General features: G+C 41.3%; 10 protein-coding genes. All 10 read right to left on the bottom strand.

The genetic code is table 11. The features are described 5' to 3' along the window. Window positions 1-3: 3 nt before the first annotated feature. The gene (locus QZ407_RS06465) at window positions 4-357 is read right to left on the bottom strand and encodes a hypothetical protein (RefSeq protein ID WP_295768876.1); all 354 of its coding nucleotides are present in this window, start codon (window positions 355-357) and stop codon (window positions 4-6) included. A 27-nt stretch (window positions 358-384) separates the two neighbouring features. Continuing rightward, window positions 385-669 (bottom strand): GNAT family N-acetyltransferase, encoded by a 285-nt coding sequence (locus QZ407_RS06460; RefSeq protein WP_295768872.1) that lies wholly within the window; start codon window positions 667-669, stop codon window positions 385-387. Window positions 670-703: 34 nt separating this feature from the next. Further along, window positions 704-1,327: a dienelactone hydrolase family protein gene (locus QZ407_RS06455; RefSeq protein ID WP_295768869.1), complete on the bottom strand. Its 624-nt coding sequence runs from the start codon at window positions 1,325-1,327 to the stop codon at window positions 704-706. Window positions 1,328-1,329: 2 nt separating this feature from the next. Beyond that, window positions 1,330-2,265 (bottom strand): ring-cleaving dioxygenase, encoded by a 936-nt coding sequence (locus tag QZ407_RS06450; protein WP_295768867.1) that lies wholly within the window; start codon window positions 2,263-2,265, stop codon window positions 1,330-1,332. 178 nt (window positions 2,266-2,443) lie between these two features. Next, window positions 2,444-2,971 carry an OmpA family protein gene (locus tag QZ407_RS06445; RefSeq protein WP_295768864.1) on the bottom strand — a complete coding sequence of 176 codons (528 nt, stop codon included), beginning with the start codon at window positions 2,969-2,971 and terminating at the stop codon, window positions 2,444-2,446. Between the two features lie 91 nt (window positions 2,972-3,062). Next, window positions 3,063-3,743 carry a LuxR C-terminal-related transcriptional regulator gene (locus QZ407_RS06440; protein WP_295768860.1) on the bottom strand — a complete coding sequence of 227 codons (681 nt, stop codon included), beginning with the start codon at window positions 3,741-3,743 and terminating at the stop codon, window positions 3,063-3,065. A 123-nt stretch (window positions 3,744-3,866) separates the two neighbouring features. Beyond that, window positions 3,867-7,247 carry a DEAD/DEAH box helicase gene (locus QZ407_RS06435; protein WP_295768857.1) on the bottom strand — a complete coding sequence of 1,127 codons (3,381 nt, stop codon included), beginning with the start codon at window positions 7,245-7,247 and terminating at the stop codon, window positions 3,867-3,869. Between the two features lie 40 nt (window positions 7,248-7,287). After that, window positions 7,288-7,989, bottom strand: coding sequence for a molybdopterin-dependent oxidoreductase (locus tag QZ407_RS06430; protein WP_295768854.1), 702 nt, complete (start codon window positions 7,987-7,989; stop codon window positions 7,288-7,290). A gap of 159 nt (window positions 7,990-8,148) precedes the next feature. Further along, window positions 8,149-11,055, bottom strand: a complete 2,907-nt coding sequence (locus QZ407_RS06425) for an FAD-binding and (Fe-S)-binding domain-containing protein (RefSeq protein WP_295768851.1) — start codon at window positions 11,053-11,055, stop codon at window positions 8,149-8,151. A gap of 5 nt (window positions 11,056-11,060) precedes the next feature. After that, window positions 11,061-11,966, bottom strand: coding sequence for a DUF1338 domain-containing protein (locus tag QZ407_RS06420; RefSeq protein WP_295768848.1), 906 nt, complete (start codon window positions 11,964-11,966; stop codon window positions 11,061-11,063). Window positions 11,967-12,007: the final 41 nt, after the last annotated feature.

The following is a 12,007-nucleotide window of genomic DNA, read 5'->3' as shown; positions in this document are numbered from 1 at the left end:
ACTCTAAAGCTCAATGAACAACGAACTGCGTTCTTTTGCCTCCAGGTTGCGACTTCGGTGCCCTTTACCGGTAACATCTTCCATTAGCAAAATTTCTCCGGAATAAAAAGCGCGCTTCTCACCGGTTGATGCTTCTATTTCAACGCCACCATCAAGCAGCACCACAAACTGACGTGCCGGAGCATTATGGAAGTCATCGTAGCCAGCGGGAACCTTCCTCAAAATAACGTTCTTTACGGCTATTCGTTCAGACAATGAGCCAATCGCTCCGGAATTGGTTAAGGGATAATATACCTCTTCAAAACAGCTGTGGCCTTGCTTGTTGGTGTAAACACGCGTTACTTTAAAATTTTCCATATTGTTAATATGAGGCATTATGCATGATTATGCTAAAAGTCTGTTCCAGTTGGGATGGCGCTTTAAATAGAGTCCCACATAAGTGCATAATGGCACAAGTTTCAAGTTATGTTCTTCAAGGTAAATAAACGTCTTTTCAACAATAGCCTCGGCGGCACCCTTTCCTTTCAATTCAACAGGCACTTCAGTATGAATCAGGTATACTTTATCGCCCTTTTGCTTATAATCTATAAAGGCACGGTACGCTTCTATTACCAATTCAAAATTATGAATGGCCTCGTTGTTAACTAACTGAATATCTTCGTAACTCATGTTGTAATAAATGTAAGATGGGATGTGTTGTTGATTAGGCAAATATCAACTTATTAGCCAGTTCAACCTCATCCATGCTTATGGTATGCGGCCTACCCTCGTAAACTTTAAGCGTAACGTTTGCGCCAAGCCTACTTAGTAGTTCTACACTTTCATTAACACGATTTAAAGGCACATGCGGGTCAGGGTTGCCGGTTGTGATAAGTACGGGTGTACCGTTGAAGTTTCCATTGTAATTTTCCTGCCTGGTGTGCTCACCTATTAAGCTGCCGGTAAAAGCCACCGCACCACCAAATACTTTTGCGTTACGCGTTATGTATTCAAGTGTTAAGCAAGCACCCTGTGAAAAGCCTGCAAAGAATATCCTATCTTCAGTAAATCCATCCTTTTTTATTTGATTAACCAATTGGCCGATTACTTCAAGGGCCGAGTTCAGTGCCGGTTGGTTTTGCTCATCGGGCGCCATAAAGCTGTATGGGTACCAGCTATTATTTGCTGCCTGAGGGGCATAAATGGCAAAGTCGGCAACGCTAAGCTCTTTTGATAAGCTCATAATATTTGTGGCCGTACTCCCACGTCCGTGCAACATTACCAGCGCCCCTTTTGCTTCTGCGGTAGGGGCACCGGTTGTTTTGTATCCAAATTGATGATTATACATGCTTATACTAATTTAGGTAAAGTGGTTTCTAAACTTGCACGGTATTCTTCATATTGTGCAGGTAACTTAAGGTGCATTCCTAATTCACTTACCGGTTCGTCAACACTAAAGCCAGGGTTATCAGTAGCTATCTCAAACAACACACCTCCCGGCTCACGAAAGTATAGTGAGTAAAAATAATTACGGTCAATTTTATCGGTTATATGCAAACCTAACGCTTCAATTTTTTCGCGGTACTGCATCAATAACTCTTCATTTTGCACCCTGAACGCAACGTGATGTACTGAACCGCCCGCAACATGGCCGGCATGTTCGCCCGGTACCTCAACCAAATCAACTATGTTAGCGTTTTCAACTGCATCAGTTACAAAACGGAAACGATTTACATGCTGTTCCAAAAGTTTGTAACCAAACACGTTAGTCAAAATATCGGCCGTTGGCTGCATTTTATTGGTAGTAATGGTAACGTTATGGAACCCTTTTGTTGCGTGCTCAGCTGTAACTTCTTCCGTTTCCCAAGGCAAACGACTATCGGCAGTCTTTGATGCAATCAGTTCAAGCTTCAATCCATCTGGATCTAAAAAGGTAAGGTATTGCTCACCAAATTTCTCTGCCGGCTTGTTATATACTACGTTGTGTTTCTCAAAACGATTAATCCAGAAATCAAAGCTGTTTACCGGAACAGAGTAACCTATCTCTGTTGCCTGGCGGGTGCCGCGCCTGCCTGTTGTAATGCCTTCCCACGGGAAAAATGTAAGTATACTGCCGGGTGTACCCTGCTCATCACCATAATATAAATGGTAGGTTTGAGGATCGTCAAAGTTTACCGTTTTCTTAACCAAGCGCAGGCCTAATACTTTGCTGTAAAAGTTAAAATTACGTTGTGCATTACCGGCTATGGCTGTTATGTGATGAATACCTCTGATTGAATTTTCCATGATATTTTATTTAAGTCTTTGTTGTGTTTCGTTAAATCAAATGTCGGGGTAAGGCAGAGGTTTACACTTAACTTAGATTAAGAAATTGCAATGCTTGGTTTTTTTCTGATTTTCATTAAACAACAAAGCCGCTTTGCATACTACAAAGCGGCTTCAAATTTAAGATGGTATTTATTGCTTAGTTTAATTTAACCTCTACCCTACGGTTAATAGCGCGGGCTTCTTCTGTACTATTGTTGTTAAGCGGTTTACTTTCTCCCCAACCTTTAACACTCAAAGCTGCTCCGTTTACGCCCGCGTTAACCAGGTATTGTTTAACCGAGTTGGCGCGGTCTTCACTTAACGACTGGTTGTGCGCTGCACTACCTTCGGCTGATGAATGACCATTTATTACGAATGTCTTAGAAGCATCCTTTTTAATTTCGGCAGCAACCTTGTCCAATAACTCATATGAACCGGTTTTAAGCACTGCAGAATTAAACTCAAACTGAATGTTACTGAAATTATAGTTAGGCTTTGGCGGTGCAGGAGCTTCCTGAGGTGGCGCAGCTGGCGGAGGCACAGGTTTTTCCTGTTTTGGTGGTGTAGGTTGCGCAACCGGTGCCGGTGCTGCTGGTTTAGTTACAACCTTTTTTGTTTTGCAAGCCTGGAATGTAAGGCTAATTGCAAATGCAGTTATTAAAAAACTAATTTTAGATATATTCATAAACAAGTGCTTTTGCCGCCAAACTTATAAAACATTAGGCAAACCACCGTTGGTATTTAACTATAATTAACTTTTGAATGACCCTTTTGAGCTAGATGAGGTCAAAAGCACGGGCGTACTTACTTAACTCATAAAAACTTGTTGTACCAAGTTTTTGCCTGATGTTTTTGCGATGTGTTTCTACCGTATTGGTAGATATATAAAGTTCCTCCGCAGTTTCGGCGGCGCTTTTACCCATAGCCAACGTTCGCAGTACTTCGCGCTCGCGCTGGCTTAATTTCTTATACAAACTGAAGTTTTTCCGTAAAAAGTTATTCTCCTCTAACAACCTTGATGCTTTTGAAGCCATATGGTGCATCGCATCAATTGCAAACGACATCGTAATTGACAGTAAGGGATGATTTTCCTCATCTCGAAGAAGGATTTTGGTGCTGCTCATATGCCAGGTCCAATCGGCATATTGATTAATACGTACCTGCTGAAAGTAAGTGACGCTGTCATCAAGATTACCAGATTGGATTAAGCCTAAAATTTTGGGTACATAGTCCTTGGCATCTTCTGGATTAAAATGCCTGTCATGATACTCTTCGGCTGTAAGCGCCGTAACTTCATCTAGTGCAACTCCCAGCTGCTTTAAGCCGTTGCCCGACATCCAAACCACTTTCCAATTACGCAAATCATGAATTATGGTTACCCCGGGATAAGCGGTCGCCGTTTCGGCAATATGCTCAATTGTTTGCTGTATATTGGTTTCGATTGGTTTAGTTTGCATAAAAAGTCAAACCAAAATATTCGTTTTTTTTGAAAACTCAAACCGATCAGATAAAAGGGATAAATAACGGTGTACGTAAGGCACTGGCTGTGCCAATATTTTGAAAAAAAGTATCGACTTGTGTTATGGATGATTAAGTAAACTCAACAGGTCGGCCCGGTTAAGGGATTTGAAGAAATTATCATTTTGGCCGATAAGTTGCTCCGAAAGGTTACGCTTTGTTTCCTGTAAAACAGCTATCTTTTCCTCAATAGTGTCTGTACATATTAACCTCACAGCAACAACGTGCTTTTGCTGACCTATGCGATAAGCCCTGTCAATAGCTTGGTTCTCAACAGCCGGATTCCACCACGGATCTACCAGGTAAATATAATCGGCTGCTGTTAAATTCAACCCGGTACCGCCGGCTTTTAAGCTTACTAAAAATACTCTTACATCATCATTGTTCTGAAATTCATCAACCACTGCCTGCCTGTTCTTGGTGGTACCGGTTAGCTTGGCATAGCTTATATTGCACTGGTCAAGCTCCTTACCTATTAAGTTAAGCATAGTAACAAATTGCGAAAAAACAAGAATTTTGTGGTTAGATTCCTTGCTTTGAATCTGCTCCAACAACACTTCAATTTTGGCTGAGTCATTACCCGGCAGTTTGTCTCCGCTAATTAACAACGGCGAATCGCATATTTGCCTTAATCTTGTTAAGCCGCGCAATACATGCATTGAATTTTTGGGAAGTTCTTCTTGCGTTACGGCCGAAATATATTCGCGGAATTCACGCTCATATGCCTCGTAAAACTTGCGTTGCTGAGCTTGCATTTCGCAGTACACAACCATTTCCGTTTTTTCGGGTAATTCGTGAGCAACTTCTTGTTTGGTTCGCCTTAAAACAAAAGGCTTAATCTTTTCCTGTAACTCAACAGAACGGCGGCCTTCTTTAAACTGATCAATCGGCGTTGAATAAATTTCCTTAAAATATTGTTTACTGCCAAGCAGTCCCGGGCATGCAAATGAAAGCTGAGCATACAAATCAAACGTATTATTTTCGATAGGCGTACCAGTTACCGCTATACGATTACGGGCCTTTAGCAGGCGAGCAGCTTTGTACCTCTGCGACCGGGGATTTTTAATATTTTGTGACTCATCCAGAATAACGTAGTTAAACTCAAATTCTTTAAGGTAATTGATGTCAGATAGTAACGTGCCGTAAGTAGTAAGAATAATATCGAATTCACCAAACTCTGTTGTGGATTTGCGCCTATCGGCACCGTACAACGTGTGCAATTTTAAATCGGGCGCAAACCTGTTTACTTCAGTTTGCCAGTTGAATATTAGTGATGTAGGCACTACAACCAGGTTTACATTATTTGCTACCCTTTGTCGCTGAAGCAAAATAAAGGCAATAATTTGAAGCGTTTTGCCTAAACCCATATCATCGGCCAGGCATCCCCCAAAGTTAAATTCATCTAAAAAGTTCAACCAGCTTAAGCCCTCTTGTTGGTAGCCACGCAACGTTGCGTTTAAACCAATTGGTACCGGCGCCTGTTTGATGCTCTTAAATTCTTGAAATTTACTTTTGTAATTGCGAATCTCCTGCATCGCGTTAGCATCCAACATACTGGCATCATACATTTGCTCAACAGAAGCAAAACCGGTTTTAGGTGTAAGCAATACATCCTCCAACACCTCCCCCATGTTGAACCAAACAGCAAATTTTTGCATCCACTCCTCGGGCAAAATGCCAAGTGTACCATCGTCAAGTTGTACAAATTTGCTTTTGTTGCGTATGGCCTTATGCAAGTGTTTTAATGATGCCCGCTGCTTGCCGTATTGAGCCGTAATTATGGTATTGAACCAATTTATGCCACTTATAACCTGTACTGTAATTTTTACCTTATTTACATTAAGCCTGTTATTACTAAGTTCACTAAAGCCTAATATATTAATGTTAGCATTGGTCCATTTTTCGAAAGTATTTAAAAGCCAATCAGAATTTAAGAAGTACTTTTTGTGCAGATAAAAATACTGCAGGTCATCTGTCAGTTGCTCTTCAAAGTTTACATGCTGGCGAAGAATCAGCGACATAAAGTGTGCCTCTGCATCAGGGTTACGGTTTACCAGAAAGTACTTTCCTTTACTATCCTGTGCATGTATTTCCTTTTTTGTACGTATTGGTATCTCTGTTTCGCCGTAAAGCATCACCGGAAAAATCATCACGTGCTGTCCAAAATCTGACAGATAAATTGTCATTTCCGGATTTTTGTTGAAGCCCTGTTCATCAATCTGATCTTGCGTTGCAGGCTTTAAGTATGTGTAACTTACGTTTACACTTTCTTCCAAATTATTTAGAACGTGACTTCGTAGCTGATTATACTTGGAGTGATGTATGAGCAGGTCGGCCTCTATGCGGCCGAAAAATGCAATAATGTTGAGCATCTGCACATCTTTAACCAAATACAGGTTTTGCGGTACTTTTATAAAATAATCGTGTGTGATATGCAATTCATTAAGGGCATAAACCACGCTGCCCAGTTGTAACGTGGCCGATACGCGATAAAAATCACCCTCACTGTATACCTTGATGTTGATGTTATGCTTTACCCTGCTAACTTTCACGGGCATTAAAGCATTAGCTGTCAACTTCTCTGATACCTTGCTATCGTGCAGGTAGCACGGTAAACTTAAAGGATTACGAATAACAGCTTTAAGACTTTGAATAGTTGCGTTATCCACCTTTGCGTTTACAGCATTTTGGAAACGCATTAAAGCAGTAAAAAACTTAAGCTCTAACGGATCGTCAGTGCTCCACACCTGCTCAAGCGGGTTGACTGTACCTATAGGATTTTTGATTTTACCATCTTTTGTTAATGGTGCATCGCATAAATCAAGCATTAAATGCTTGTAATACTTATGCTGCCTGAAAACAATAAAACGCTCCTGAATCTCATCATTGTGACTGGGTAACGGTACGTCTTGTCTGGAAAGCAGCATTTGCTTCATATGGTTAAGGCTGTTTACGCTTACAGGATATAAACCGTTTTGCAGGGGCTTTACAAGTGCTGCATTATCTTTATAAATTAGTTCAAAATAAAGGCTTAGATCAGGTTCGTTTTGCAGGCCAAATTCTAAAGCCTTTTGCTTAAGATGCTGGTTACGTAAGTCATCATCAAAAAACAAGCGTAAGTCATTGGTGTGTGTGATGTATTGTAAAACGCTTGCCTGGTGTTCGCAAAGCCGGTTATCCAATTGGTTACAATGGCATGTTATATGAATACCATCATCCTGCTTCACAACTTCAACCGCCGGAAACGACGTAGCATTAAATATGCCGCTGAATATTCCCCTATTTACAGTCAAAAAATCAACCTGCAATGGTTGAACGGTAGGATATTGACCACTAAGGCTGTGTTGTGCGATGATGGTGTCTGTGAGTTCTGCTACACCTTTATTAATTACAAAAGTGTGTGGTGAAGGCAAATCATCATTGTTAAAACCGGCATTAGTCATTCATCGGCAAATATAACGTATAAGCGGCACTTGTATTTGGTTACTCATCATCACTATATCTATCATTACGCCATGGATATGCGGTATTTGAATAACCACGATCTTCCCAAAAGCCGGGCTTATCCTTGGTTAAAAACTCAATACGTTTTATCCATTTGGCACCTTTCCAGGCGTATAACTGTGGTGTGATCATACGAACGGGGCCACCATGCTCAACAGGCAATGGCTGCCCTTCATAGGTATGAACTAACAAAACGTCGGGCTTTAAGGCTTCTTCTAACGATATGTTGGTTGAGTAGGTGTCATAACCATAGCACATAATGTGGGTAGCATTTTCATGCGGTTGTACTAACGAAGCAAGATCAAGCATGCTCACGCCCTTCCAGTGCATGTTTAATTTAGACCAGGTGGTTACGCAATGGAAATCAGAAACATCTTTTGTTTGTGGAAGAGCTAAAAATTCCTTCCAAGTTATACGTACAGGGTTGTGTACGGCACCATCAATAGTTAGTCGCCAACGGTCTGACGATATATTTGGATGGTACCCTAAATCGAGCACCGGCCACTTGGTTGTTGGCGTTTGCCCTATAGGAACAGAGGGCATACCATGACGATTTATTTTGCCCGAACCCCGGGGCGCATCATCAGCTACTGATGGTGTAAGCTTAATTTTCTCCTCAAACCGCGCTTTAATCTTCATGCGCCATTCAATGATCCGGGCCAGCTTATCTTCGTTTTCCATGGTACTTATGGTAACTCAATGTTTAATAAATTATTTCTAATACATCACTAATAAGCACTGATTTTTGTGCAAGATATAAGCTTATATCGATTAGGGTTTTAAAAAACCAAAGATCCAATTTGTCCTTATTTCAATTATCGGCAATTGCATAAACCTGGCTTATAGCAATGCGTCATACAATATTTCAACCGGATGTAGCGCAGTTCTGTTTGCACCATCTAATATTTGGTGGCGGCAACTGGTGCCTGTAGCAGCAATTATGACTTCTTCAGGCTGGTTACGCACTGCAGGAAGTAAAACCAATTCTCCAATTTGCATGGAAAGCTCATAGTGCTCCTTTTCATAACCAAATGAACCGGCCATACCACAACATCCTGAGGGTATTGTTTCTAGGTGAAAGTTTCTAGGAAACGACAAGATGTATTGCGATGCACCGAGCAGGTTCAGCGCTTTTTGCTGGCAATGTCCGTGCAATTTTATAGTCTTATGCTCATGAGTAAACTGATCTTTTTTGATGTTTCCATTTTTCATCTCCCGGGCAATAAACTCATCTATCAGTAATGAATTTGAGGCAAGCTGATGTGCCTTTTGAATCAAATCATTGTCGACTAAATCGGGGTATTCATCACGGAATGTCAAAATTGCTGATGGCTCTATACCTACTAAAGGCGTATTGTTATTTACGAAGTGACTTAGCTGTTCGACGTTCTTATTAGCTATTGATTTTGCTTTGCGCAATAATCCTTTTGATATTGCCGCACGGCCACTTTCATAATGCTCAGGCACAATTACCTGGTAGCCTAAACGACCTAACAACTCTAGGGCTTTTACACCAATGGCAGTATCCTGATAGTTTGTAAACTCATCGCAAAACAGGTAAACTTTTTTATCAGATTTATACCCTTTACGCTTTGACAACCAATGCCGTAAAGTAAATTTGTAAAGCTTTGGCAGTGATCTTTTTTTGGCGAAGCCTATGATGTCCTTTAGAAGCGGACTTACCTTTTTGCTGGTCACCAAAAAATTGTATACACTGGGTAGTAATGCACCGAGTTGTGACAACTTAGCGTAGGCAGCAGTCAACTTGGTTCGTAAAGGCACGCCGTTGGCATCATAATAGTATTGCAAAAATTCGGCTTTAAGTTTAGCCATATCTACATTAGATGGGCATTCCGATTTACATCCTTTACAACTTAGGCATAAATCCATCACCTCTTTTATTTCAGCATGATTGAAGCGATTAAGCTGCGTGGAATTAGTAAGATAATTACGCAGAATATTTGCTCGTGCACGGGTGGTATCTTTTTCATTGCGGGTTGCCATATACGATGGGCACATGGTACCGCCCATAAGGTGTGATTTGCGACAATCGCCCGAACCGTTACACTGCTCTGCATGTTGCAGCACGTTTTGGCCACTATATCTGAACACTGTTTTAATTAAAGGAACTTGCTGACCAGGTTTGTAACGCAAACTCGTGTTCATTTGTGGTGTATCAACAATCTTTCCGGGGTTAAAAATATTATGAGGATCCCAGGTGGCTTTGATTTCTTTTATAAGTTTAAAGTTTTTAGCCCCTATCATTTGCTCAACAAACTCCCCTCGCAACCTGCCATCACCATGCTCGCCGCTTAATGACCCCTTATATTTTTTAACCAGCAATGCAATTTCTTGGGCAATAACACGGAATAGACGATTGCCTTCATCAGTCTTTAAGTTGAGTATTGGCCGCAAATGAATTTCGCCCGAGCCGGCGTGCGCATAATGAACAGCGTTAAGCCCGAACTTTTGTAATATGATATTAAATTCGGCAATATAGGCTGGTAAATCTTCTACAGCAACGGCAGTATCCTCGATGACTGCAACAGGTTTGGCATCGCCCGGCAAGTTGCTTAACAAACCTAAGCCTGCCTTCCGTAAGGCCCATATGCGCCTGGTGTCATTGCCAAATAAAAGAGGAAAATGGTAGCCTAACTTGGCTTCCCGCATTTCGGCTTCAACTTTTAAAGCTGTTGCTTTTACCTCACTTTGATTATTGCCAGCAAATTCAACCACGAGTATGGCTCCGGGATTGCCACTTACAAAAAATCTGTTCTCGCGCTGTTCAATGTTGTCCTTGGTACATTCCAATATGTAACGGTCAATTAACTCGCTGGCAACCGGACTATATTTAAGGGCAATAAGATTGGCACGTAAGGCCTCATCAACGGAATTAAAGTGAATGCACAGCAAACCGCTCACGGGCGGCGGTAAAGGTGACAAATTAAGCTTGATTTCGGTTATAAAGGCAAGCGTACCTTCTGAGCCTGCAATAAGCTTACAGAAGTTGAAGGCCTTACCTCCTGCCGTAAACGGATCGCTTTCAAGCAGCAAATCAATTGCATAGCCGGTATTCCTTCGTTCAATATCCCGCTTTGGAAACTCGCGTCTTATTTCAACCTGGTTGTTATAATCACTTAGTTGTGCACGAATGTTGCGGTATATTGCTGCTTCGAGCGTTTCGCCATTGCATTTGGCAATAAAATCATCAAAGCTCAAGCCCTTAAATTCAACTTCACTTCCATCGCTTAGCAAGGCCTTAACTTCAAGTAAATGTTCGCGCGTACTCTTATAAAAAATTGAATTTGAACCACATGAATTATTTCCAACCATTCCACCTATCATAGCGCGGTTAGCTGTCGAAGTTTCGGGACCAAAAAACAGTCCATGCGGTTTAAGAAATAAATTAAGTTCATCGCGCACTACACCCGGCTGCACCGTAACCCAATGTTCATTAACATTAAGTTCAAGTATTTTGGTAAAATGCTTTGATACATCTACCACAATACCCCGGCCAACTACCTGCCCGGCAAGGGATGTGCCCGCTGTACGCGGTATAAGCGAAGTGTGATTGTCACGGGCAAAACTTATAAGCCTGGCTATATCTTTAACTGTACGCGGTACAGCTACAGCTAACGGCATTTCTGCATAAGCAGATGCATCGGTAGCGTACAATATGCGCATCGCGTCATCAGCGTAAAACTCTCCTTCAAGCGCGGCACCTAACTCATTAAGTTTTTGCTGCATTAAAACTACAATTTGGTTTGCCCTGTATAGGTACTTTCAAAAATTTTGTCGGCGTTGTTTGTTTCAAATCCGTCACGGCGGTGGGTAGCCTTAATATCGTCAACAGGCAAATTTTTATATTGTGGCAAAATTAAACGTTCGGCAAACTCCACGTAGCTGCCGGCAATAAGCATGGTCTCTCCGTCGGCAAAAGTGGCACTTTGCATTTCGGCTACGGTGCTGCTTTGTTTCAGCAAACCGTCTGCGCTTATTTTAACTACTCCACCAGCATTATTCAGCTTTATACCTAAACCTTCAACAAAGGCGTCAAACTCTTCCAATGTGTTATACCCCGCCTTAAGAGCATGTACGCTTATAGTATAATGGTTTAAGTAATAGCGATTATAAATTACCCAGGCAGCATATTCGCTTTCAATTAATAGCGTTTCATAATCTTGCTTTGTGGGTAATGTCCATAAGGATGTATGAAAAAATTTGCCTACCTCCTCGCCATTGTCAAGATTAAGGTTTGCAACCGGGTCTGCCGTTATGTGGTAGGTATACTTACTTATAATGTCCTGCGCAGCAGATGAAAGCTGATCCACAATTAACTCACTGATAAATATGCGAGGATATTGCTCACTTGGAGGTGCATACCAAAATGCATTGAGCTTCTTTCCTTCAAAATAATAATAGTCGCGCTTTTGATAGCCGTGATGTAAAAAGATCTTTTCGAAAGATTGAATACCTAAATGAGGAACTCCAAGTGTACGGAATGCAATATGATCATTTACTATTTCATCCTGTGAAGATACCACACATTGACCTACAAGGGCTTGTGTTATTTTTTTTACCGCGGGCACTTTATCCTGATAACGTTCAAAAAGCACGTTCAGGAACACATCTAACGGGGTTTTATGGCTAAACTTCATCTCGTGTAGATTTATAGAGCTAATATAGCATCATTTACATC

Origin of the sequence: uncultured Mucilaginibacter sp. (assembly GCF_913773635.1) — a bacterium.
Lineage (GTDB): Bacteria > Bacteroidota > Bacteroidia > Sphingobacteriales > Sphingobacteriaceae > Mucilaginibacter.
The sequence above is the reverse complement of the archived record's forward strand: the minus strand, read 5'-3'. Positions and strand labels throughout refer to the sequence as shown.